This is a genomic window from Legionella clemsonensis (assembly GCF_002240035.1).
In the GTDB taxonomy this organism is placed as follows: domain Bacteria; phylum Pseudomonadota; class Gammaproteobacteria; order Legionellales; family Legionellaceae; genus Tatlockia; species Tatlockia clemsonensis.
The window spans coordinates 2,087,737-2,113,246 of the sequence record NZ_CP016397.1; the positions used below are offsets into that span (position 1 = coordinate 2,087,737).

Below are 25,510 nucleotides of genomic sequence, written 5' to 3' on the forward strand. Positions count from 1 at the left end.
AAGCCATATTTATATTGTTTACAGGCAAGTTTCCTTCTAAAATTGACATAATTTAAATCACTGAGTCCCTAAAATGAGTATTAGTTTGTTTGACTTGTTTTCCATAGGTATAGGCCCATCAAGTTCTCATACGGTTGGCCCCATGCTTGCAGCTAATGCTTTTTTGGATTTACTCATTAAAGAAAAAAAATTCGATGACACAGAACGTGTAAAAATTGAACTTTATGGCTCATTAGCACTGACTGGCAAAGGTCATGGTACTGATAAAGCAATTCTCAATGGTTTAGAAGGTAAAGCGCCTGAAACAGTTACTCCCGAAAGTATGGTTCCTCGAATGCAGGAAATCATTGCTTCGAAATCACTTTCTCTGGCGGGTGAGAAAGCTATTCCTTTTATAGAAAATACTGATTTTTTATTTTTGCAGAAGGAATTACTACCGAAGCATAGCAACGGTATGCGCTTTACAGCCTACGATAAAGCAGGCTCTACACTACTGGCACAAGTGTATTATTCAATAGGTGGTGGCTTCATTACAACAGAAGAAGCGTTTGACAATGCTGTAAGTGAAAATAGTCCTCCTCCCTACCCCTTTAAAACCGCTCGCCAACTCTTGGCGTTATGTCGCGAAAACAAGATGACTATTGCTGAATTAATGATGGCTAATGAATTAACATGGCGAACTACTGAACAAATTCACGCCGGTATTCTAGCCATTGCCAACGTCATGGATGAGTGTATTGAAAATGGTTGCAAACATTCGGGTAACTTGCCTGGAGGCTTAAATCTTAAACGAAGAGCGCCCGATTTATATAAAAAATTAATTGAACATAAAGGCATACCCAGTGTTTTTGAGCAATCTGACATTATGAACAAACTTAATTTATTCGCCATGGCAGTCAACGAAGAAAATGCCGCTGGCGGTCGCATTGTTACCGCACCGACCAACGGTGCTGCCGGTATTATTCCCGCTGTTCTTCGCTATTGTCAGGAAGCACATGATCGCTGGAATAAAGAAGATATTTATACTTATTTTTTAACCGCCGCCGCCATTGGCATTCTGTATAAAGAAGGTGCTTCGATTTCTGGTGCTGAAGTCGGTTGTCAGGGTGAGGTTGGTGTCGCATCCTCAATGGCTGCGGCAGGTCTTACCGCAGTATTGGGCGGAACAATCGATCAAATTGAAAACGCCGCTGAAATTGCAATGGAGCATCATTTAGGAATGACTTGTGATCCGGTATTGGGATTGGTGCAAATTCCCTGTATTGAGCGCAACGCCATGGGTGCAGTAAAGGCTGTGAATGCGTCTCGTATGGCTTTAATAGGTGATGGGCAACATCAAATTTCGCTGGATAAGGTAATTCGAACCATGAGAGAGACCGGTAAGGACATGCAAAGTATTTATAAAGAAACCTCCATGGGTGGATTAGCAGTTAACCATCCTGAGTGCTGATTTAGCCGGCATTACGCTCCGTAGGGCACTGGTTGTCACTAAAGTGTCAACCAGACTACAGCGACGGTTATGCTTTTTGCAATGCTCTCATTTTAAAAGAGCAGTAGTGATGCACGAGTAGCAAGACCACCACTAAAAACCACATCCCTAGTAGAACATCGATATAAGCCTTAAGAGGATTTGCGCTAAGATAGCCCATAGCAATGACAGCTATCGTAGCGCTGGACATATTGATAAAGCTCATCATTGCGGAACCATTCGCCTTATCATTAATCGCCGTTGAAGCCAGTATGGATCCACCGGAAAATAAGAGTCCTCCGAAAATATAAAAACTCATCGTGCTAGAAAAGAACCAACCTGGTGACGACGCGTGAAGCAGTAGCATTATTATAAGGCTGATGATGCCAGCTAAACTGCCAGTGAGTCCCATAACAACTACCTTTCCTGCTGAGAAATAATTTACCAGCCTCTTAGCCCATAATCCTCCTATTAACATCCCAAACATATTAAGAAGATTCCAATAGCCATAATCAATTATCCTGAGGTGTAAGACGTCATTGGCTATTTGCGGTCCTGCTGCAGAGAAACAATAGCCCATGGCCGAACAGAAACCGATGACCAGCGAAAATACAATTAATCTGCCAGAGGAAATGGCTTGATAATAATTGGTCAGTATGTTACGCCAGTGAATTGCCTGCGCCTTTGTTAAAGTTTCGCGAAACACACACGTCCCCCACAACATAATAATGCCATGCACCAGCAACACTAAAAAACAGAAAGACCATTGCCAATATTCAGCTAAAATACTGCCCAAAGCCACTGCCAAACCAATACCAATGGTGAAGGATAGAATACTATAAGCCATGGCCGTTGCTCGTTGCGATTCATGTAACCATTCATTGATAAGCATGTAGGTGCATGCTAAACCACTGGCAGCCCCTAAGGCGCTCACCAGGCGTCCAATAATTAACAACAGGAAACTGGATTGCTCCAATCCGAAAAGACAAAGCAAAAGACCAAAAAGATTAATGCTTAATCCGATGCGTAAAGCACCGAGCCGTCCCCAACGATTAGCTAAAGGACCATAAATGAGTTGTCCTATGACATAGCCTAACAGGAAAGCAGAAACTAACCATTCCACGTCTCCCTTGGCCAGACCAAACTGCAATTGGATTTGAGGCAATCCTGGTGTAATGATGGCTGCTGAAAAGGAAGCAATTGAAATGTAATTCAATAACCATGTGATGCGAAATTTAGAAATCATCATTACCTCATATCCACGCTTTAATGAGGTCATTTTAGTTTATGAAATTTATTTAATAAAGACAGAATTTTGTTAACAATAGTTAACAAATAGTTAATAATAAATTAGATAATCACTATTTCATAAGCAAGTTTTGCCTTGGTCTTGTAAAATTGATCGCTTACAGCATACCCTACTACACAGGCAAGCTGTTGATTAATATACACTAAAGGAATACGATTGCGCAGCCAGGGAGGAACTTGCCATTCCTGGAACAATTTTTTCAGTGTTTTGGTTTGACCATGCCAATTTAATGTTTCTCCACCCTGACGAAACCGTACTTCAATCGTACTTTTAGGTGGAACAGCTAATCCCTTGCTGGTGATATGGGCCTGCAGAGTACCTAAATCCGGCCCTAAATCCAGAGGCTCAGGAAAGGAAGTCCATGACACTGGCGAGAGAGGGCCACTTACCTCTCTTACGAGATACAAGGTATTTTGATAGCGTCTGACGCAATTATCCTCCCAGCTAACTTCGGGATTTGCATCGGGTTTCGCCTGAATGACTTCAGAGATTAATCGTTCAAAAGTTACTGTAGGTGGCAATTTCACTTGATTACCCTTTAGCCAAACTCGCAATACATTAGCTAATCGAGTCTGATTTAACGTAAAAAGGCTCTCAAGCGATAAGTGAGTCGATGTTTTCTCAAGGTCGGGGCAATCAATTTTAGCCAAATCATCAAGATTTTCTTGAGCTTGTCGACAATGCTTACTCGTACGCACAAGATTATTAACGACTTGTGGCCAGCGAGAAGCAAGTACAGGTATAACTTGATGCCTTAAAAAATTACGAGAAAAAGCTATATTTTCATTACTCTCATCATTAATCCACTGCAATTGATGAGCACTGGCATACTCTTCCAGAATAGCACGTGAAACAGATAAGAAGGGACGCAGCAACTCCCCTCGAGAAAATCTCTTTTTTGAGGACATACCCGCTAAACCATCAATGCCTGTTCCTCTTAAAAGGTGCAACAGCAGGGTCTCAGCCTGATCGTTTAAATGATGCCCAAGAATGAGGCAATCCTTGTTGTCGATTAAATTACTAAATACAGTATACCTTGCCCGTCGCGCAGCCTCTTCAATATTTGCGTCACGCTTAAAATCCACCTGCCTTACAATAAACGGTATGCCAAGCTTGCTACAAAATTCCTGACAATGCTGCTGCCATTGTTGTGCATTGGGGCTAAGACCATGATTGACATGCACTGCGGTAAGTTTTGATGAGAGTTGCGGATTGGTTGATAGCGAATGAAGAAGAACAGTGGAGTCCAAACCCCCACTGTAGCCAATAAACAGATGGTTATACCGTAGTAAACAATTTAAAAATGCGGTATCAAGTAGTCCCTTAGTCACATGCCCCCATTGCCATAAATTTCTCATACCGTTGTTGTAACAGATCAGTGAGCGGAAAAGTTTTTAGGGTGCGTAACTCCTCAATCAAGGCTTCTTTTAATCGCTTACACATTTCCTCAACATTACGGTGAGCACCCCCAAGAGGCTCAGGAATCACTTCATCGACCAATCCTGACGCCACAATCCGATCAGCAGTAATGCCCATTGCGCGCGCTGCTTCACTTGCCTTTGCAGCATCCTTCCAAAGAATGGAAGCACAACCTTCCGGTGAAATAACGGAATATATTCCATATTGAAGCATTAAAACTCTGTCTCCTACCCCAATAGCCAGAGCCCCACCTGAACCTGCCTCACCAGTTACCGTACAAATTACGATGGTTTTTAACTTGGCCATTTCCAATAGATTTCTTGCAATCGCCTCAGACTGATTGCGCTCTTCTGCCCCGATACCAGGATAAGCGCCAGCAGTATCAATAAAAGTAAAAATCGGCAATTGGAATTTTTCTGCCAGCTTCATTAATCGCAATGCTTTACGATATTCCTCAGGACGAGCCATTCCAAAATTTCGATACACTTTTTCTTTGGTTTTTTTGCCTTTTTGATGACCTAACACCATAACAGGCTCACCATTTAATCGAGCTAATCCACCGATAATAGCCGGCGCAGAGGAGTAATGCCTATCACCATGCAATTCCTGAAAATCGGTAAAAATATTTTCAATATAGTCCGTGGTCTGAGGACGCAGCGGATGACGGGCCATTTGCGCAATTTGCCACGGTTCCAGATTTGAAAAAATATTGGCGGTTAATTCCTCACACTTTGCTTCAAGACGGGCAATTTCTTCACTCAGATTGACTTCATTATCGTTGCCAACCATGCGTAATGCTTGAATTTTTTGATTTAGCTCTTCAATCGGTTGTTCAAAATCTAAAAATTGTCGACTCATTGGTTACTCATTTTACGAATTTATCTTCATGCGTTATGATACCCGTAACTGCTTTTTGACGCCACCGTTCTACGTACGATACGGGAACAAAAGTTGTATTTTTGCCTAATTTTAGATCAAAAAAAGTGAGAAAAATAAATTGGCTTAACCTATAGTTTCTACGCGCCAGGCCTAAAATAGAACACTCGTGAGGCCAAGGAGTCGGAGAGAGATGTCGAGATCCCTGGATTGCGCGAACAAGTCTGCATTGTTGCAGATTTTGCTAACCCCTTAACTCATATCAGGAGAGTTTTTCTCGATGTCTTTATTTTTGCCAATGACTGCTGACGACTGTAGCCTGCGACAGGATCGGATTGATATTTGGGAATTTTCTCTAGAAAATTTGCCTGATTGGGCCATGTCCATAATTGATGAAGAAGAACGTCATCGTGCGCAGCGTTTTCATTTTCCCCATCATCAGCGTCGTTTTGCTGTCTCCCATGCCATGCTGCGGGCTATTCTTGGACGTTATCTTAAGCATCCCCCCTCGGAATTGCTATTTACCTATGGTTCCCATGGTAAACCAAGTGTTAAGAGCCTCTGTAATCTGGAGTTTAATTTAACGCATTCTGGTGAATTGGCACTTCTGGCAATAGGACAACAATTTCCTTTAGGTATCGATATTGAATTTTTTTCAGCCCGTCCTTACCTTGGATTGGCAAAAACGGTATTTTCCGCCTTAGAGGTGGCTCAGCTTTCGGCACTTCCTCCGTGGATGCAACCTTTAGGTTTTTTTCATGTTTGGTCGCAAAAAGAAGCATTAATTAAAGCTTGTGGATTAGGACTTTCCTATCCCACGAAAAATTTTGAGGTCACTGTAATTCCTCCTGCAAAAACCAGTGTGGAAGACATCCTGCATCGAAAGAACTGGCAAATGATTTCATTTATGCCCAAAATCCGTTGTAATGCAGCCTTATGTTGTGACATCAATATTCAGCATATCCGTTACATTTGTGTTCATCCTCTGGAGTTCTTTAATTAATTTTATTTTTACCTGTTACGTGATACATTAGTGCATTTTTAGAGCAACAAAATAGTATGCCCCGCATCAACTCTTCCACAATAGCACGCATCCCCGAAGAAAAAAGGCATTTCATGGGATTTTATCCTGATGTCTTGCTTTATCTAGATGATGAAAAAGAGTATCAAGCAGAAATTTTACGTTTGGCCGCAGCCAGGTACCTCTATACCGATGGTTTTGATATAAGACCGGCCAGCTTCTTAAGGTATGCCTTTGAAACCTTTAAAGGTTGGCTGGGGCTGGGTAATCATTGTCAGCAAGAAAAGATACAGCTGGGCTTGCTCAAGTTTGCCTACTATGGGTATCTCAAAGGGTTTTCTCAAGAGCGATTATCTCTATTGCCCTTTCAGCAAATTTCAGCATCACTTTTTACCTACTTATGTGCACCGCGAACTAATCAAATCACTGAAATACTTCAGAATAGCTTAATACGCTTTTATGTCAGTCATGTACAACCGCATGTGGCCACTGAGGGAGAACCTCTCATTTCTTCGGACACCTACAGCTTTGGAAGAACCTGGGCAAATTTGGCCTGTTGGACAGAAATTCCTAAACTGGATCCTCAGAATAACGCCTTAATTGCTGAAACAGCACAACAATTAAAAAATCATCCCTCACGCTATGTATTTCTACAAAATAGTCAATATGCCTTAGCCGTTGCTACCCTGTGGCTTGAGGAAATTAAATCTTCCAGACGCTCCTATCGAGTTACAAACTTTATAAGGAAACTCTTTAATTTATCAAAAGATGCCAAAGAGATAGTCGAGAAAGCACTCCATTTTGCACCTGACATTCACAAGCAGGATAAAAATTTTTTCATAAATTTTTATTTAGAAAAAAAAGATTTTGATGCTGCCTTTAATTTAATTGAAACGCTTGAGGATATTTCTGAGGCAATAACTTTGTTAACTACTCAGTTTTCAAAGGCACAACTTTTAAAATACATTAAAAAAGATTCTTCTTTAGCCATTGCTCTTTCTAGACACTATTTGGCTGAAGATACAGATGAGCTGGACATTATTCGATTTGCTGCCCAGTTTAATTCAAATCTGGAGAAAGAATTCACTGCTCAGGGTTTTTTATTGTTAGTAGCCGAAAAACGTTATAAGGAAGCTTACCAGCTCTACATCAATGCTGAGAAAAACAGCGCATTTTTTATTGCGGACATTGAAAAGCTTGCCGAATATTTTGAAACACAAAGTATTGCAAAAGAGAAGGAAGCAAAGCTCTTCAAAAAGCAAAAAAACTGGGAGCAGGTTAAAAGTCTAGCGCTTGAGGGAATAGAATTCATAAAAATGGCGTTATTATTGGATAATAGAGAGAGACGCCAGGAACTGCGGGCAATTCACCGATGTTTATATGCTGAGGCATTAATTGAAAATGACAGCAACCATGCTGTTGAAAATTGTAACATTGGCGATATTAATAAGTCTATCAATCTCCTGAGAAAATGTTATTTCACAAATTCAATGCAACAAAAAACACATCTATTCCTTTTAGCCAAAGGATTAATGCGACAAATAGACTATCAAATTCATTCTCTATTACCTTTTTCTTATGAAATCCATTACCATTTTGAGCAGTACACGAAGGAGCATAGTACAGCGATTAATAATGTAACTGTACGATTAAAAGAATTAATTGCGCTACTTGAGAAAACTAACGATGAAAAATTAAAAGTAATTTTAGGTAAAGCTTATTTCCTACTGGGTGACACTATTAAATTTTTTGGCTTATCTGAAAATTTTCATCCTTATTTTGAAGCAGCAATGAAAACAGTGCCAACTAATCCTTTTTATGTATTACGCTGCAGTGAAATTACAGAATCAGAAAAAGAAAGAGCAAGATTACAAGAAAAAGGAGTACCCTTATTAAAGGATTTAAACTATACCGTCTATGATTATGATCATTGGGATTGCCAACGTTGGTGGAAAGATAAAATTCCTGAAGCAACACCTATTGCTGATATTCATCAGTTAGGGATAGTGCAGAAATCCGGGTGGGGTATAAACCTCAGTTAACTGCTCAATTTATGGAATAAGATGCGGTAGTCTTAAATTTTGTTTATGATTTATTGAGAGTCACTTAATAAGGATATGGTTATGGGAACAGTGCTATTAGAAGAGCCACGTGAGTTAAAACGCAATTGGGGCTGGTTGTTAACCTTGGGGATATTGTTCGTTATTTTGGGGGGACTTGGCTTAGGCATGGTAGTGGGTCTAACCTTAGTCAGCATGCTTTTTTTAGGTATTTTATTAATTATCGGTGGCTTTTTACAAATCGTGGATGTCTTTAAGGCTCGTCGATGGAAAGCAGTAGCCTGGCACGCCTTTATTGCTATTCTCTACCTCATTGGCGGCGCACTGATTATCTATGATCCATTTCTTGCTTCCGCATTAATAACCGCCCTGTTAGCGACAGTGCTGATTATTATTGGCTTAAGTCGTTTTATTATGGCTATTACGCTTAAAGACTCTAAAGGCTGGGGTTGGCTATTATTAGCAGGTATTATTGCAATAGCACTGGGTGTTATGATTTTAATGCATTGGCCTTTAAGCGGATTATGGATCATTGGATTATTTATTGCCGTTGAATTAATTGTTGATGGCTGGACTTACATTTTTCTTGCATTATCAATGCGTCGTGCTTAATGCATTACTTCTGACAGGGTCGAGATCACTCGACCCTCATTATTCTGCAAATACAACATGAGTGTATAATAGCTCCTCGTTATTATTTTTAAATTTTTCCTATGAAACAATTAAGTCCCATACAGTTAGAATTGATAAAGTTACTGGCCGATGGAGCCTGCTATAGCGGAAATTTTCTGGGCGAGCAGCTTGGTATTTCCCGCACTGCTGTATGGAAACATATTCGCCAACTGATTGATTTTGGGGTACCGATTAAACGCCTACCGCAGCAAGGGTATCAATTAATAGTTCCTATGCTGTTACTGAATGCTCAAACTATCCTGGAACAGCTTAATTCCAGAGGTTTTAAAAAATCAATTAATTTTCATTTATTTTCTACAGTTAACTCAACCAATCAATTTCTAAAAAATTTACCAAGTAGCTCACAATTAGAGATTTGCTGCGCTGAAATGCAAACTCAAGGCCGAGGGCGTTTTGGACGTCACTGGATTTCTCCTTTTGGTGAGAATATTTATTGCTCAAGTCGTTGGGAAGTAAATTGTGATTTGTCTCAACTATCTGGTTTAAGTTTAATTGTAGGATTAGCAATTTTAATGAGCTTAAAAGATAGCGGGATTCATGAGGAAGTATTACTAAAATGGCCAAATGATCTCTTATGGCAAGATAAAAAATTATGTGGAATTTTGATAGAAATCATTGCTGAAACGCATGGGAATTCGCAAGTCATCATTGGCATTGGCCTGAATGTTAATACAGCAACACAAATGCATCCTTTACCAGAAAAACCTTGGTGTTCATTGTTTGAGATTACGAGGCAACATTACGATCGCAATACACTTCTAGCAAATTTACTCTTTCAATTACAGCGGTATGTAGAAAAATTCTTAAAGTTGGGCTTTCCAGGTTTTATTGATGAGTGGCGAAAGGTTGATTATTTATATGGAAAATTAATTACAGTGATGCAGCCGACCGGTGTGCTACAGGGAATTGCTGATGGCGTAAGTGAGTTTGGACAGTTAAATTTAATTGATAAAAGGGGTAAGCGCTATTCTTTATCTTCTGGTGATACATCTTTGAGTCGAAGTCGTTAGAAGTGTATTATCACAGCACTAAGCGTAATTTACGAAGCCAAATCTTCATTGTTTAAAAGATTTTTATAATCATTTATGACAAGATCACCGAATGCCCCACTATCAAATTCTCTAATCGCTCTGGCTTTGGCATTTTTCGCCATCTTTTGACGTAATTCAGGATTCGATGCTAAGGTTTTCAATGCGACTGTCAGCTGTTCAACATTTTTTGGCTCAACTAAAAGACCAGTTTCTCCATCAACAATAGCATCTGTAAGACCATAAATTTTTGTGCCAATCGCAGGAACTTCCATTGCTGCTGCTTCAATTACAACTGTCCCAAATCCTTCACGATAGCTTGGTAAACATAAAATATCTGCAATTGCCATAAATTTTTCAGGTTGAGGACAAAAACCAACAAAAATGACATTCTTTTTACAATGTTTTTGAGCATGCATTCTAGCTTTTTGTTCAATATCCTGTTCAAAAGGCCCCACAATTAAAAGTACAGCATCGACGTTGTTTTCGAGTAGTTGACCAAAGGATTCAATTAATTCAAAAATACCTTTGTCTCTAGTAACCCTACCTACAAACAATACAACAAGCTGATCTTTCTTAATATTGAGAGAGTCGCAGACAGCTTTTTTATCAACTTCAGAAAAGTTACTCTGACTAAATCGCGATAAGTTTACTCCTGCTAGTGATCCTTTCCCCAATACAGAAATCTTTTTTTCATGAATGACTTTATTCTTGATTAAGTAATCTTGTTGACTAGGACTATCAGCATAGCAATGGGTGTTTAATCTACTAATTACCTTATCGCAAAACTTTAATATTGCTCGTTTTATTCCGCTTGCAGTAGCCCAGGTTTGTCCTGTAAAAGTATGTAAACGAATTGGAGTACCTGTTAACTTTGCTGCAATTGCACAAAGCAACCCTGCTTTAGGTGTATTAGAATGCACAATATCAAATTTTTTTACATGAAAAAGCATTACTAATTTAATCAAAGTTTTTAAGTCAGAAATTATGCTGATTTCTCGTGCAATTTTCACATGTTCGTATTGGCAGTTACAAATAGGTTGTATGGAATGATGTAAATCACCGGGACTTGTAATAATGGTAACTTCAGCTCCGGTATTAGCAATAGCTTCTACTTGAGTACGCAATAAGGTATAAACAAACAATGGAACAGTAGAAACTCTCGCTATCCGCGCTGATTCAATTTTTTTAGCCATTATTCTTCATCTCTGCAAAGCATGGTACTTGAGCTAACAATAAAAAATTAAAAACCTTATTATAAATTGATCTCTCTTGTTGCTCTATAAAAAATTATAAAACTTGTACTTTTACTGAAAAATACAGTAATGAGCATAGAAAAATAAGACAATCCCAACCAATACGAATAGGATATTTACGGACGATTAATCCTAACAATACTGCGCCTGCAATGGAAAGATACAACCATCCTGTCAAAAGATAACGATCAGAATATGGACCAAAACCCAATAAGAAGAAAGGTAGAATTAACACCCAGTAGATTTTTAATAGCTCGCGAAAAACTGCTCTATCATCAATCGCTAGAAAATATTTGTTTAGAATATGAAACATGACCCCCATGGTAATTGTAAATAATGCAAAATCATAACGGACTCCAGTTAGGTAATGAGTACCAGGAGAGGAGGTGGCCGCGTAATTAACAATTTTTGAATATAGGTCAAAACCAGAAATTGTAGAGAGCAGATAGATCAATTTAATTGAACTTCCACTAAAATAACAGATACTAGCTGTTAGAACAGTACCAAGAATAATTCTGTACGGTAAAACGACTAATGGCGAAAATATAATCATCATAAGCGTTACTTTATGAAAGCCAAACGCCAGTACTGCTACTGGAATGAGACTCCATAGACGGGCTCTGGTTGTCAGAGTTATATAAAAAATAAACAACGCTAGAATAGCAGTCCCTTGCCTAATAACATTAACCATACCTGCGAAAAAAAAGGGTGAAATAAATAAGAACGTCGCTACTAGAAAAAATAATCGGTATCCATCAATTTTTCCTTCTAATAGATTTGATAATTTTCTAACTAAGAAAATAATTAAAATTATATTAATAAGCGCTATTGCAGATAGGTAGAGTTGGAAGGGTGCTGAAAAAATAGAAAAGAGATATAAAATTCCCTTGAAACAATATTCTAATGGCCACAATAATAAATAATTATGGCTTAGCTCGTGATAAAAGAACAAGTAATTACAAGTATCGCTACCAACCTCTTTTGCCCTAAAACCAACTACAAAAGTTAAAAATAATATTACCGGCAGTAAAGCAAAAAATAGTTGTAATGTCCTAAATCTGATTTTCAAATACTTCTCCGTCCCTCACTGGAAATACTATTTATTTGGCATGTAAGTGTATTCAGTAATCTTTGGTGTGATTAGAAGAGAGCTAAAGTTTCGCAAAATTATCAAGATACATCCGAGAATAAAACCAAATCCTATGGAAAAAACAAGAAAAATTTTACTTTTGTAACGTATATATGTTTCCGATACCTCGATAGGACCACTGCTTCTTGCAAAAACTGCGTTTGTAAAATCCGGTGTGTATTGAGGGGGTCGTTTTGCTCTTACGAGTTCTAACCGTGTTAATCCAGGAACAAAGTAAGCATCGGGAGCGCGCTTAATTTTGTTCAGTTCATCAAATAATTGCTGTACTTTTCGCTTTCCTGCCTTATAAAATAGTGAATCTGCGTTAAACTCTAGTTGAGCAGACTTTATTTTTTCTAGTTGTTGAGCAATTTGTTTTTTTCGCTCATTACTAGCAGCCATGTGAAACAACGCAATTCTCCTCTCCAGCCTTTCAAAGGCTACTGTGGGATAGTGGAGTTGCCTTTGAATACTAGCATTTAATTTCGCTTGGACTTTAGCACGCACCCTATTAATTAATTGATTTGTAATTGATAAAGCGGCTTCAGGACTATAAGCATTAACAATAACACTAAACCTATCAATATCATTTCTGTATACTTCAATTGAGATTGGCATCTTCTCTTTGTCATGCTTATTTTGGCTTGCTAATTCTTTTAAAAAGTCTCGTTTAGTAGATTCAGCCATAAGAATGCCTAGAAACATTCTATACACCTCTTCCGTCTTAAAAATCGGAAAGTTGAATTTATAATTTTTCTTTATAAAGGTTGATAAATGATTGTTAAGACTGAATAAATCATTATTAATAGGTGGCGTTAATATTAAGTGTGCCTGATAAACATTCTTAATTTGTTGTGATCCGAAAAAAGTGCATAATGTAACCATTAGTGTCAGGCTTAAAATAAACCATTTCCCGCTCCATAATGCCTGGAGCACTTTTATTAAATCTATCTCGCTATTCTCAATGACCGAATGTGTATTCATAACAATTTTCCTAACACCATTTGGCAGTAAGCCTCCATTATTGTTCTGATCCCTCAAATTTTTTAGCAGTTGCGTTGCCTTCACTCGTAATGCCGTCTCGAATTAGTACTTTTTTAAGTGTTAAAAATAATATTTTAATATCCAGCCAAAAAGTTTGATTATCAACATACCAAACATCCAACTTAAATTTATCTTCCCATTTTAAAGCATTACGTCCACTCACCTGAGCCAGCCCCGTAATTCCAGGCTTTACTTCGTGACGTCTTCTTTGCTCCGAATTATAAAGTGGAAGATATTCAACCAATAACGGCCGAGGACCAACTAAACTCATTTGCCCCATCAATACATTCCATAGTTGAGGTAACTCATCAAGACTGGTTGATCTTAGAAAGCGCCCCAAACGCGTGAGTCGTTGCTCATCAGGCAGCAATTCCCCCTGAACATTAGTAGCGTCTTTCATCGTACGAAATTTAATAATTTTAAAGATTTTACTATGTTGACCTGGTCTACTCTGATAAAAGAATATGGGTGTCCCTAAATTATAACGAATTAAGAATCCAATTATTAAAATTAGTGGGGACATTATTAACAACACTGCGCCAGAAAATAAAATATCAAAAATACGTTTAACCAAAATCTTCTCTTTTTCTATTATTCGCTTTGAAAAGGTACAAAATTTAAAATAATTACCTCTACTCTAAGCAGCTCACAAGCTTGTCCGGTATTTATTGCCAGAGATGCCAACACGCGAGTTAAAGAGTATTATTATAACGTTTCCAGAGAAGTTGACAAACATCTCTCAAGTACCAGAGCAAGTCGTATGGCTAGGATAGTAAAATTTCTTTAAGACCACAATTTGTTATATAACAGTCATTTTTATTAACAGTGAGAAAAATTAAATCATAATTCTACAATCAGTTATCCCATTTCTAAGATTGGCAGGAATAGCAAGACTCATCTTTTTAGGTTTTGGTAAATTTAATCCCTCCATTAAGGCAATATACTCTTCGCAGGAATTAACTTGTAATCGGGGATTGAAACGTTTCTCTTCGCCAATCGTACTTACTGTCATCCCATTATAATCATGAGCAGGGTATACAAAAGTAGATTCAGGTAAACTGAGCAAGCGACTTAAGCTTTCATATTGAGCCTTGGCAGAGCCTCCTTGAATATCAGTACGACCCGTTCCTCGAATTAATAAAGTATCCCCTGTAAATAATTTATTATCCACCAAAAAACAGTAAGAATCATCAGTATGACCTGGTGTATACATTGTCTTTAGGATAAAACTGTTGAAATCAATTACCTCATTATCTGAAAATTTAAATGATACAAACTCTGCCTTAGTTTGTATTCCCATGCCAATTTGACAACTCGTTAATTGATTCAATTCACCTGTACCAGTAATATGATCGGCGTGCAAATGAGTATCCATGGTAATTACTAATTTTAATTCTAGCTGATGAATTAGCTGGAGATAACGATTTACATGCTCTTTCACAGGATCTATTAGAACAGCTTCCTTACTGACTTCACAGGCTAAAAGATAGGTATAAGTGCAGGATTCACAATCAAATAATTGACGAAAAAGCATAGGAGTCCTTCTTATATTAGTTGTACTGTGGCAATAACTTATGGTCGATATCACTTAAATTTTTAGCAATCAAATCCTTTGCAGAAAGCTGCACCTCCCCTTCGCAAGGCCAGGCAATAGATAATGCTGGATCTTGATAACTAATTGCCAACTCAAATTCCGGGTAGTAATAATCCGTACATTTATAGAAGAAATCAGCCGAAGGGCTCAGGACATAAAAGCCATGGGCAAAACCTTTGGGTATCCAAAGTTGCCGTCGATTTTCAGCAGAAAGAATTGCGCTAACCCACTGGCCAAAAGTTGGTGAACCTAGTCGAACATCCACTGCCACATCAAAGACCTCCCCCGCGAGTACTGAAATTAACTTTCCCTGAGTATGCTGACTTTGGAAATGCAATCCCCGCAGAACTCCTTGCCGTGAGCGCGAAAGGTTATCCTGTACAAAGCTATCGTTAATTCCCAGCATTTCCTGATAGCGTATCAGCTGAAAAGACTCGTAAAAAAAACCTCTTTCATCCCCATAAATTTGAGGCTCAATTATTTTAATTTCATCAATTTTGGTATTGAGTACTTTCATTGTTCCCTCAACTCAGGCTATCTTTAATTTGCAAATAACAGGTCAATTTCAGACAATAAATTTTTACCTGCCTGACCATCTAACCTTCCCCATACATCACTTTTCTCAATTTGAGCCATTTTAATTTCTTCATAAAACTCAATTTGATTCGCTAATTTTTCCAGCGTTAAAACAAATTCATTTTTATCAAATATAGTGAGAACACCCTTTAAATTATCATAATCATCATATCGATAACGATAAAGATCATAATTGATTACTGGCACACCACATGTAATAGCCATACGAATAGTAGCGGAACCAACAGCGATAAAGATAGCACTTAAAGGAATAACTTCTGCAATATCGCCATAAAATATTTTTACAGGATATGTGTTAATAAATTCAACACTGGATGGATTAGTTCTTGGGTGCAAATTAATCACAATATGATATTGAGTACTGTATTCTGATAGTTCTTTCATAATGAAACGAACTGTTTCTTCAAAATCCCTAAATTCAATAAATTCTTTTCGGCTGCTGCATTGATCAGGAGGTAAAGCACACAAAATCATCGGCTTGTCTTCATTAAAATGAAGCGATTGATACAATTGTCTACGAAAAGCTGCTGCTTGTTGTACTCTCGAGTACAACTCATCATTGCAGAGAGCGCCAGTAGCACGTAAATGCCTTCCATCAATTCCTGCTGTGAGATAATATTCTTTCATGGCATCACTTTCTAATGCTAAAAAATCAATATCACCACTGTTTAATAACCAGGGATTTTCCGGGGTTATATTCAACATTTCATGAATCAATACAATTTCTACAGGTAAAAGTAATGATCTTCCTTTATAAACGTGAACCCAATGTGGGAAGGCATTCGCGCAGAATTTGTTGTACATTTTAGTTAGTGAGCGGCCAGGATCATTATAAAAAGCCTCAGACCATTCCAACGTATTTGCGATTGTAAATGGAACAATAATAGACGGAATGTTGCTTTTTCTACCCAAATATACAAAAATTTGGGTAAAATAAAAAAGGTTATGCTCAGGAAAAACCATTAGTTTTACATTATGCTTTAACAGCACTTTTGGTATTGAGTGATAATACTCATAAGCAGAACGTGAAATAGTTGGTAATAACTGGGGAATGTTATTCCATATAAATCGATAGCAACCTAGAAGATATTTCGATATTTTTTTCGTAGAGCGTATAGAAGGTTGAGAATTATTCTCACTAGCTCTCTCCCATTTTTCCTGAAGTTTCAACTCCTCGTTTGCTGCCTTTTTATCAAATCTAGGCAAAACATCGAACAATCTCTTTATTGGACTTATAAATCTAAATAAATATTTAACAATTTCTAAAAAGGCTAGAAATTTTCTTATGCCGAATCGAAGAATTCTTAACCATAACTTTTGTTTAGGTGTAATTTGATTTTTTGCAAAAAAAGGAACAATCGCTATCCCTTCTGATTCACAAACAGCGATATCTCTTTTAACTCCATCGTATCCTGCATTAAAAAAAATAATGGGCTCATAACCACTATGCGATTTCAGTAGGCGAGCTACTCTAATTATTTCTTTAAAATGGGTGGCAATATGAACAAATAATAGTGTATTTTTAGGTGTGGTTATCACAACAATAAATCGTCCTTAATTGCTATTTAATCGTTTCTTCAAACAGAGACTCCGCTGGTTTCTTACTTTCGCTTCCGCTCTCGGAAGTAACCTCCCACGCCAACCTAGGACGCAACATGCCCTCAGGCCAAGAGCCTTCCCAGTTGGAACGAACACCAATGGGTAAATGATCGTCAATAATCTTCAAAGACAGACAATTTATTTTGACAATGCCGGGTTCTGTTCTTTCTGCCTCTATAATATAAATTGAAACATTAAATTGACCTTCATTCAAAAATTCTTTAGGAATGGTAACCTCTTCATAACACGGCCCTGATTGGCGTTCTATATTATTTGAAATTAAATATTGATTATCGATACAGGAAAATAATTTTGTACCATCCGCTGATGTGAGATCGACCCTAACATTAAATTTCGCCAGTTTATTCAATACATCAAGTTTAAGTTGTAGCTTTATATCTTCATTAACAGTAAATTTAGCCTGTGTCGTGCGCTCCTCAGTCATTAATCGACAAGACAATAGCTTAACTACATTAGGTATTTGTGGTGAATCTAGTTCATTCCAGATTTGTTCGGCACAAAGACTACATTTCGCTGATAATTCTTCATTTTTCTCAGGAAGCACTGGGACAGGTGTTAATTCTTCAGCAATAGGGACAGGAGTATTGATCAAGTTACTTTCTGCTAATTTCGACTCATTATTAATAATAATATCTTTAATACTAATTATCTTGCCATGAGAAACTTCGATCGTTTTTTTACAAATAGACTCAATCGCTTTCATGTCATGACTTACAAAGATCACCGAACGGCCATCATTGGCTACTTCTAACATCTTTTCTTTGCATTTTTTCTGAAAATCTGCATCCCCTACCGCTAAGACCTCATCAATTAACAGAATTTCTGATTCAAGAAATGCTGCAACAGAAAAGGCCAGACGCATATACATTCCAGATGAATAGCGTTTTACTGGTGTATCTATTTGCGCGCCTAACTCAGAAAATTCCAGAATATCTTTAAAACGAGTATTTATTTGTTTTCTTGTTAAACCATTAATAGCGGCATTTAAATAAATATTTTCTCTCCCTGTTAATTCTGGATGAAACCCCGTACCTACTTCCAATAAACTAATTAGATGTCCCCTGTAACGAAATTCACCATAAGTAGGAGAGGTAATACGAGATAAAATCTTTAAAAGAGTACTTTTTCCAGAGCCATTTTGCCCTATAAGGCCTACTCTTTCTCCAGGCTTTATTTCAAGATTGATATCTTTTAACGCCCAGAAAAATCCTGGGGGTAGTCCTTCCGTTTGTGCGTCTGAGACCACAGCTTTTTCAGACTTGTTGGAAACTTCTTCATTTAATGGAGATTGTCCCTTTGTCTTTCTAATAATAGTCTTAACTTTCTTCGACAATTGTTCATAGATTGTGCCATGCTGCGTAGCACCAGCACCTAATCGGTACACTTTACTTAAATTATCGACTTTTAATATCCAGTTCATAATGCGTCTACTATAGATTGTTCATGTTTTCTGAAAAAAGTGAAGCCCATCACAAAAATCAAAATGGCCGCTGAAAATCCAAAGACAAATTGCTCAGGGTTCGGCCAACTTCCTTTTAACGCATCCCGATAAGCACAAATAATCATACTCATTGGATTAAACTCATACCACAAACGCAACCAAGGTGGGGCAGCTGAAATAGGATATAAAACGGGGTTAGCAAAATAATAGAATTGTAATGCGAGAGGAATAAATAATTTAATATCTCGATAACGAGCGCTAAATGGAGCCAAAAGTAATCCTAAACCCATGGCATACATGCATTGGATGAGCAACAGAAGTGGGAAAAGGATAAATAGATGATAATTGAAAAGACCGTAGATTAAAGAGCAAAGTACGATGAGTCCAAATCCGATTAAATAATCAATTGCGGCGGACAAGGTATATGTTCCACTGAGTAGAAGCCTAGGAAAATAAATCTTATTAACTAAACCTGCGTTCCCTTCCACTGCGCCCATACTTAAGTTAATCATTGCCATGAATGCATACCAGGGAATGATGGCTACGAGATAAAACAATAAATAAGGTAAACCATCTGTCGGGATTTTAATCATAAAACCAAAAACAAAGGTAAATACACCGACGGTAATAAGTGGGGATAATATTAGCCATCCAAAACCTAGTACAGTTTGTGAATAGCGAACTTTAATATCTCGAGCTGTAAACACCCAAAGAAGCATTCGATACTGCCAAAGATCCTTAAGATATGTTTTTAAGGGTTGAATATCACCAGCTTTAATGACTGTTTCCTTTAGCACCTTTTCTTCACTCATATGATAAATCCTAGAATATCTTTGATGACATCAAAATCCCTTTCAACCATGAATGACTCCTATTTCACTTGAGCATAAAAAATAAAAGCTTTCAAAAGTACTGGACTCTTCAACAACATGGATTCCTTGAGAAACTCTTTGCCACTTTTAGTTCGATGTATTGTATGGTTTTAAATTTTTAATCACAAGTCTAAAATTTATTAAAAAAATTTATACCAACCTCTGTTGTTAACATTTTTTACCTGTTGATTTTATAGGATATAAATCAGGGAAGGGTCTCTTCCTTTGTTTCAACTAATTTTTCAACCAGTGCCCAGTCAAGTGTGGTATCCACATCAATTCCCTCACTGGGTTTATCGATAAGCAGTGCTCTGGTAGGCGAACTGTAGAATGATTTATTCGTGATTATTTGTTCTGTACTCGCTATATAAATTGAACCATTGAGCTTGTAGAGTGGAGACAGTTCTGCGGATTGCAAATGATTGTTAAAAATTTCACTTGAGCATAAATTGCCATTTGCATCAATTGTTGTATACCAGGAGGGTTTCATCATAACGCTATTCACAGACACTACGCTATGACCTGAAGCAATATGCATTTCAACAGCTTGCTTTATCGTTTCTGGCTTACGAAAAGGAGAAGTTGGCTGAAGTAATAACACGCTATCAAAATAAATATCAATGGTCTGATAGCGCTCAAGCATATCTATAACTGCATCAATCACATTCGATGAATCCTCAGCTAAATTTTCTGGTCTTAACCAAGGCACACTGGCACCATAATGTGAAGAAATGCCTGCAATTTCCTGTGAATCAGTCGAAACTACAATTTGGTCACAGCAAGCGGCTTTTTGCGCTGCAATGATGGTATATGCAATTAAGGGTTTACCAGCAAGCAATCTCACATTTTTGCCCGGTAACCTTTTTGATCCTGCTCTTGCCGGTATAAACGCTAAAATTTTCACGTATTACATTCCATTTTAAAATAATAAAATAAAAGCTTGAGACTTTACTTAATTTGTCTAAGTAGTCGCTACAGTACTTCCACTAAACATTAAATTATTTTTTTCTGTACAACGCCCTGGATTGGTCGCCAATCCTCGTTGATAATTGATAATTGTATTGTTGTAAAAAACATTTTCTTTTTCTCCAACTACCCAAGCTGCAATAGACTCAAAGGGTGTCGAATTAAAGTTTGTAAAGACATTGCTATAAACTTGACAAGAGTTTGTACCACTTAAAATAAGCACCCCCACATACTCTAACCTGTAATTTAATTTAGACGTTGGCACGTTTGTAGCGGATATAACATTATTAGATATTCTACAACCAGCATAATCCCGAATGTTAATGCCAACCAGATAAAAATCTTTATCTTCTTTCGGATAATAAAAATCCATATCAGTAATATGATTACCCGTAACTTCAATATTTTTCCCAGAAAGATTTATAGCAATATCTTTCGTATCTTTAAACGTATTATTAAGAATGCGAATGTTTTCAACATCTGAGCCAGTAATAGCAAACCAAAATCCTTTGAAATAACCATTTTTAATTGTCACATTATTACGTGAGCCGAGTTTAACACCAAAGTTTCTTGTGCTAGGTAAAGGATCAGATAAGGTCTTTTCATTAAGATCAACAATAACTGAGTCAGCGTTAATCTCTATTGGGCCAGTCATATCTTTCGTTAAAAAATAACATCCTGGCTTTGAAATCGTGTTTTCTAATAAAGGTTGACATCCTGGCAATACTTTCCACTTTAGAATCATTGTTAAGATAGAAACTAATAAAAATAAGAAAATAAATAAAAAATACAGCTGATTACGTTTCATCTTCATTAAAAAATTTCTCTGACGACTCTTCAATCCTTTTCAGGCATCCTAACAAATAAATCAATTCATCACAAATTACAGATATTATTGTATTTTCAATACATTGAGTACTAAAATAGAACACCAATTCTATCAGTGGATTTAAATATTAAGCTCAGCTAAAATGCATTTCAAACTTTCTGATTTTCTTTCAAATCATGACAAAAATAATAATTATTGGTGCCGGTCAGTTAGGCAGTAGACATTTGCAGTCCCTTAATCTGCTGAATGAGGAAGTTGATATTACAGTTATCGATCCGAATATTAGCTCGTTGGAGACTGCACGCTCCAGGTTTGAAGCAACCATAAAAAATATAAATCACCGTATCAATTATCAAAAAGAAATAAGTCTTCATGGCGATATTGATGTGGCTATAGTCGCAAGTACTGCCCAAAGCAGAAGAACAATTGTTGAAAAATTATTTAACCAATCTGCTTCTGTTAATCATTTGGTTCTTGAGAAGTTACTGTTTACGCAAGAGCAAGACTACTACGCTATCTCTCATTTGCTAGCTAAATATCCCACTAAAACCTGGGTTAATTGCACCATGCGAATGATGCCCTACTATCAAAATCTACCTAATTTATTTCATAAACAAGTTATTCAATACCATGTAACGGGTAGTCAATATGGCTTAATTACTAATGCCATCCATTACCTGGATCATTTAGCATATATTACCGGCGTAAATCGCTTTGAATTAGATACGCGCTATTTAGATAAGCAAATAATTGAGAGTAAAAGACCAGGCTATTATGAAGTCACGGGGACTCTTATCGCACGATTTGAAAACGGTAGTCTGGCATTCTTATATAGTGACAAGGCAGGGATGGCACCCATTCAAATTGAAATTTTTAATGAAAAGTACCGCATTATTTCCAGAGAATGGGAACAGCAAGCTTGGCAAACAAGTCTTAATAATGATTGGAAATGGGAAGAGGTGGAAGCAGCTATTCCTTATCAAAGTACTTTGACTGCTGAATTAGTTGATTCTTTAATCCAACATAACCAGTGCTCTCTTACCGACTATGAAACATCGATGCAAATCCACTTGCAGTTGTTAAATCCGCTGAGGTCGTTCTTAGCTGAATGTGGTTTTCAGAGTGAGGTTAGCTACCCCTTTACTTAAACCTAGACCTTTGAGTCCTGAACAGTAGTGAATATGTCAACTTACTCTTTGATAAGTATTGATCATATAAATCAATTAATACCTGCGCTTGCAGCCCTAAGGCATTTTAATGCGCGGAGGAATGTCTTAGGCAAGCATATCCTTATCTTTACCAAACCACATCTACATTTCAGCGCCACAACCATTGCCCACCTCAATACCTTATTACAGAAGGAAACTTCCTACACCCTTATTTTGGGAAGTACTTTATTTAAAAATACTAAAGTAATAAACAATATTCCCGTTATTTTTCGCGCTAAATTTTTATACAAAAAATTGAAAAACTATCCCCTCACTGAAATTTTTTTCTCGCATGATATTAGTAGTGATTTTTGGAATCAAACCCTAATGCATGCCTTTCCTAAGGCAACAAGAGTTTGCTATGGTGACGCACTTGGATTAGTGTATAGCCACCACCATTTTACACAATTAATGTACAGACTTAAGCAGAGCAATAAAATTATATTGACTAATATATTGGCGCGTTTAAAGCGAAAATTTTTTTACCCAAGTAAGAAAAAGCAATTACTAGCACATCAGGCTATTTTAACGATCCCTTGCGATCCCGGAAATGATTTTTTAACACAATGTGAACTTTCCATAATTAGTCAGCAGGAACTTCGAGACTGCGTAAAGAATTTAGCGGATGCCTTACCTGACTTTAAAACGCATTTGAAAGAACTTACTCTTCAAAGTGCTGTACCATGTTTTCTTCTTATGCCGAGTAATTTTACAGAATCAAAATTAACCACACTAGAAAATGAAATCGCCCTTTACCAGGAAATTTTAAATACTCATACCCCAAAAGGGAGCCAAATTATTATCAAACCTCATCCAGCTCATAATCCCATTTTTTTACAAGCGATTATTGAAGTCTTAAAAAAGAATTATGAAATTTATTTAGTTGATAATCAGTACCATCACTTACCAATAGAGCTGGCAGAAAGTTTAATTCAAGGGTGTGAAGTATTATCAGTCTCCTACTCTTCTATTTCTATTCCTTATATTTATAATAAACCAGTGAAGCACGTGCTGACTCAAGAAATGATAGATAAATATTTCTCCAGAGAAAAAAAATATTGGTTTACCGAAAGCAATAATCTTTATCTAAGGATGATTACAGCTCTCCAAGATTGGGATCAAAAAAATGTCTTATCAATATAATGATAGCCCCTGTAATCCAATTAATATTGCCGTTGTAATTGTCAATTACAACTCCTCAGAGTACCTTTTAAAAGCCATGCAAGCGCTCGCGAAGCAGAATTTTAAACCTTCTCAAGTGATTATCTTGGATAATGCCAGCAGTACTCCGCTGCCAGAAGAAATTAAGAGGTTAGAGCTACCCCTAAAAATAGTGATGTCACCTATTAATTTAGGTTTTGCTGCTGGCAACAATAAGGCAATGAAATACCTTGCCCCTCAAATCAATTGGATAGCTCTTCTTAATCCAGATGCTTATCCTCATGCGGACTGGCTCTTAGAAATAGTGAAAACTATCCACAGATACCCTGAATATGCCTTTATGGGATCTAAATTAATCTGTGAAAAAGAACCTCATCTTTTAGATGGGACAGGTGATGTCTATCATATTAGTGGGAAAGCCTGGCGGAAGAATCACCGCAAGCCGCTGACCAATGATCAAAATGAAATAAAGGAAATATTTTCTCCCTGTGCGGCAGCTGCAGTTTATCGGCGTGATGCCATTATGGCGGTACAAGGTTTTGATGAAAATTTTTTCTGTTACTATGAAGACATTGATCTTGCCTTTCGCTTAAGACTTTTAGGATATAAGGGCTGTTATGTTCCTAAATCTGTTGCAGACCATACTGGTTCTGCAACGACTCAAAGACATAGTAACTTTTATACCTATCATGGACATCGAAATCTAGTATGGACTTATTTCAAAAATATGCCCTTGCTTCTTCTGATTATGACACTTCCCCTTCATCTTCTCTTAAACATTACAACCCTTTTTTTATTTACCGTCAGAGGACAGACTGTAACCATTTTTAAATCTAAAAAGGATGCAGTAAAAGGGCTTAAAACAATATTGAAACAAAGACGTGCTATTCAACGCTCTAGAACACTCTCAACAAGAGATCTTTTAAAAATCCTAGAAAAAGGTTTGCCATGGTAGAACAAGTTACAGTAATAATTGTTAATTATAATTCTGGTGAAATGCTTACTCGCTGTATTGCAAAAATACTAGAAAGTACACGGCCCGTTAAAATTCTTGTGTCTGATAATGCCTCTACTGATAACAGCCTACAATTTTTAGAAGAAAATTTTAAAAATCATCCAGCGATTCATGTGCACCGCAATAGGAAAAACTTTGGCTTTTCAACAGCAAATAACGCAGTTTATCCTTTAGTCACGACACCGTTTATTCTTTACCTCAATCCCGATTGTTTTCTAGAAAAAGACACTATCGAACATTTTTTAAAACTCATGAATGAGTATCCAGGTGCTGGAATGGCTGGGTGTCTGGTAACTAACATGGATGGTACAGAACAAACAGGTTGTAGAGGATTAACCCCTACTCCCAGACGTATTATTAACCAATTGTTTAAATTATTTAAATTATTTCCTCGCAACCCTAAATTTGCTGGTTATTTACTCTCAGATCAGCCTCTACCGAATGCACCTACGCCAGTTGAACTTATTTCTGGTTCCTGTATGTTCGTTAGAAAGCAAGCCATTGATGAGATCGGTTTGTTAGATGAAAATTATTTCCTTTACTGTGAAGATTACGATTGGTTTTATCGATTTACTCAAAGTCAGTGGAAATTACTTTTTACTCCCAACACAAAAGTCGCTCATATTAAAAGTTTCAGTGCTCAACAAATTCCATTTAGGGTCTTGCTTTACAAAGCAAGAGGCATGTGGCGGTATCACGATAAATTTTTTAAAACAAACTCACATCAACTAAGTACTCTCTTGATTAGAGCAGGAATTATCTTGAGACTGATTGCTTTGGGTAGCATTTTATTCTCGAAAAGAGTTTTTATTTCAGTAAGCCGTAGAAGACAAATTCACTAACTCTATTTAGCCTCGGCTGTGTAAGCTGCATCTACTACAAGGAACAGCTTCTGCTTCTAAGG

The 25,510-nt window shown here is 37.2% G+C and carries 23 protein-coding genes; 9 read left to right on the top strand and 14 right to left on the bottom strand.

The features are described from left to right. Positions 1–73: 73 nt before the first annotated feature. The gene (locus clem_RS09055) at positions 74–1,450 is read left to right on the top strand and encodes an L-serine ammonia-lyase (RefSeq protein ID WP_094091253.1); all 1,377 of its coding nucleotides are present in this window, start codon (positions 74–76) and stop codon (positions 1,448–1,450) included. 67 nt (positions 1,451–1,517) lie between these two features. Here clem_RS09055 and clem_RS09060 read toward each other — a convergent pair whose 3' ends face one another. The 3 genes from clem_RS09060 to clem_RS09070 form a co-directional block, all read right to left on the bottom strand. Further along, the gene (locus clem_RS09060; RefSeq protein WP_332460216.1) at positions 1,518–2,717 is read right to left on the bottom strand and encodes an MFS transporter; all 1,200 of its coding nucleotides are present in this window, start codon (positions 2,715–2,717) and stop codon (positions 1,518–1,520) included. A 101-nt stretch (positions 2,718–2,818) separates the two neighbouring features. Next, positions 2,819–4,108, bottom strand: coding sequence for a tRNA lysidine(34) synthetase TilS (tilS, locus tag clem_RS09065; protein WP_198333096.1), 1,290 nt, complete (start codon positions 4,106–4,108; stop codon positions 2,819–2,821). After that, a complete protein-coding gene (locus tag clem_RS09070; RefSeq protein ID WP_094091256.1) occupies positions 4,101–5,054 on the bottom strand; it encodes an acetyl-CoA carboxylase carboxyltransferase subunit alpha in 954 nt (317 codons plus the stop codon). Before clem_RS09070 ends, tilS begins: the two co-directional genes overlap by 8 nt. A 298-nt stretch (positions 5,055–5,352) precedes the next feature. Between clem_RS09070 and clem_RS09075 the strand changes: the two genes are divergently transcribed. From clem_RS09075 to clem_RS09090, 4 genes are all read left to right on the top strand, one after another. Further along, positions 5,353–6,075 carry a 4'-phosphopantetheinyl transferase family protein gene (locus clem_RS09075; RefSeq protein WP_094091257.1) on the top strand — a complete coding sequence of 241 codons (723 nt, stop codon included), beginning with the start codon at positions 5,353–5,355 and terminating at the stop codon, positions 6,073–6,075. Positions 6,076–6,131: 56 nt separating this feature from the next. Next, a complete protein-coding gene (locus clem_RS09080; RefSeq protein ID WP_157698214.1) occupies positions 6,132–8,135 on the top strand; it encodes a hypothetical protein in 2,004 nt (667 codons plus the stop codon). Between the two features lie 81 nt (positions 8,136–8,216). Continuing rightward, positions 8,217–8,765, top strand: coding sequence for an HdeD family acid-resistance protein (locus tag clem_RS09085; RefSeq protein ID WP_094091259.1), 549 nt, complete (start codon positions 8,217–8,219; stop codon positions 8,763–8,765). Between the two features lie 101 nt (positions 8,766–8,866). After that, positions 8,867–9,856, top strand: coding sequence for a biotin--[acetyl-CoA-carboxylase] ligase (locus clem_RS09090; RefSeq protein WP_094091260.1), 990 nt, complete (start codon positions 8,867–8,869; stop codon positions 9,854–9,856). Between the two features lie 29 nt (positions 9,857–9,885). On the opposite strand, the gene clem_RS09095 is transcribed toward clem_RS09090, so the two are convergent. The 11 genes from clem_RS09095 to clem_RS09145 form a co-directional block, all read right to left on the bottom strand. Continuing rightward, positions 9,886–11,070, bottom strand: coding sequence for a glycosyltransferase family 4 protein (locus tag clem_RS09095; protein WP_094091261.1), 1,185 nt, complete (start codon positions 11,068–11,070; stop codon positions 9,886–9,888). 94 nt (positions 11,071–11,164) lie between these two features. Further along, positions 11,165–12,199 carry an EpsG family protein gene (locus tag clem_RS09100; protein ID WP_094091262.1) on the bottom strand — a complete coding sequence of 345 codons (1,035 nt, stop codon included), beginning with the start codon at positions 12,197–12,199 and terminating at the stop codon, positions 11,165–11,167. Between the two features lie 27 nt (positions 12,200–12,226). Beyond that, on the bottom strand, positions 12,227–13,243 hold the full coding sequence (locus tag clem_RS09105) for a Wzz/FepE/Etk N-terminal domain-containing protein (protein WP_094091263.1): 1,017 nt from the start codon (positions 13,241–13,243) through the stop codon (positions 12,227–12,229). Between the two features lie 37 nt (positions 13,244–13,280). Next, positions 13,281–13,877 (bottom strand): sugar transferase, encoded by a 597-nt coding sequence (locus clem_RS09110; RefSeq protein WP_094091264.1) that lies wholly within the window; start codon positions 13,875–13,877, stop codon positions 13,281–13,283. 261 nt (positions 13,878–14,138) lie between these two features. Then, positions 14,139–14,837, bottom strand: coding sequence for an MBL fold metallo-hydrolase (locus tag clem_RS09115; protein WP_094091265.1), 699 nt, complete (start codon positions 14,835–14,837; stop codon positions 14,139–14,141). A gap of 16 nt (positions 14,838–14,853) precedes the next feature. Continuing rightward, on the bottom strand, positions 14,854–15,414 hold the full coding sequence (gene rfbC, locus clem_RS09120) for a dTDP-4-dehydrorhamnose 3,5-epimerase (protein ID WP_094091266.1): 561 nt from the start codon (positions 15,412–15,414) through the stop codon (positions 14,854–14,856). Between the two features lie 23 nt (positions 15,415–15,437). Next, positions 15,438–17,033 (bottom strand): hypothetical protein, encoded by a 1,596-nt coding sequence (locus clem_RS09125; RefSeq protein ID WP_232505444.1) that lies wholly within the window; start codon positions 17,031–17,033, stop codon positions 15,438–15,440. Between the two features lie 22 nt (positions 17,034–17,055). Beyond that, positions 17,056–18,534: an ABC transporter ATP-binding protein gene (locus clem_RS09130; RefSeq protein WP_094091268.1), complete on the bottom strand. Its 1,479-nt coding sequence runs from the start codon at positions 18,532–18,534 to the stop codon at positions 17,056–17,058. Continuing rightward, complete coding sequence (locus tag clem_RS09135) at positions 18,531–19,367, bottom strand: ABC transporter permease (protein WP_094091269.1); 837 nt, start codon at positions 19,365–19,367, stop codon at positions 18,531–18,533. The genes clem_RS09130 and clem_RS09135 overlap by 4 nt, the downstream gene beginning before the upstream one ends. 265 nt (positions 19,368–19,632) lie before the next feature. Further along, the gene (locus clem_RS09140) at positions 19,633–20,331 is read right to left on the bottom strand and encodes an acylneuraminate cytidylyltransferase family protein (protein ID WP_094091270.1); all 699 of its coding nucleotides are present in this window, start codon (positions 20,329–20,331) and stop codon (positions 19,633–19,635) included. Positions 20,332–20,388: 57 nt separating this feature from the next. Further along, on the bottom strand, positions 20,389–21,207 hold the full coding sequence (locus tag clem_RS09145; protein WP_094091271.1) for a right-handed parallel beta-helix repeat-containing protein: 819 nt from the start codon (positions 21,205–21,207) through the stop codon (positions 20,389–20,391). A 191-nt stretch (positions 21,208–21,398) separates the two neighbouring features. On the opposite strand from clem_RS09145, the gene clem_RS09150 reads away from it, so the two are divergent. From clem_RS09150 to clem_RS09165, 4 genes are read left to right on the top strand one after another with little or no spacing between them, the layout of a single operon-like run. After that, a complete protein-coding gene (locus tag clem_RS09150; protein WP_094091272.1) occupies positions 21,399–22,370 on the top strand; it encodes a Gfo/Idh/MocA family oxidoreductase in 972 nt (323 codons plus the stop codon). Between the two features lie 33 nt (positions 22,371–22,403). Continuing rightward, on the top strand, positions 22,404–23,573 hold the full coding sequence (locus clem_RS09155) for a polysialyltransferase family glycosyltransferase (protein ID WP_094091273.1): 1,170 nt from the start codon (positions 22,404–22,406) through the stop codon (positions 23,571–23,573). Beyond that, a complete protein-coding gene (locus tag clem_RS09160; protein ID WP_094091274.1) occupies positions 23,557–24,546 on the top strand; it encodes a glycosyltransferase family 2 protein in 990 nt (329 codons plus the stop codon). Before clem_RS09155 ends, clem_RS09160 begins: the two co-directional genes overlap by 17 nt. Then, the gene (locus tag clem_RS09165) at positions 24,540–25,448 is read left to right on the top strand and encodes a glycosyltransferase family 2 protein (protein ID WP_094091275.1); all 909 of its coding nucleotides are present in this window, start codon (positions 24,540–24,542) and stop codon (positions 25,446–25,448) included. Before clem_RS09160 ends, clem_RS09165 begins: the two co-directional genes overlap by 7 nt. The last annotated feature ends 62 nt before the right edge of the window (positions 25,449–25,510 follow it).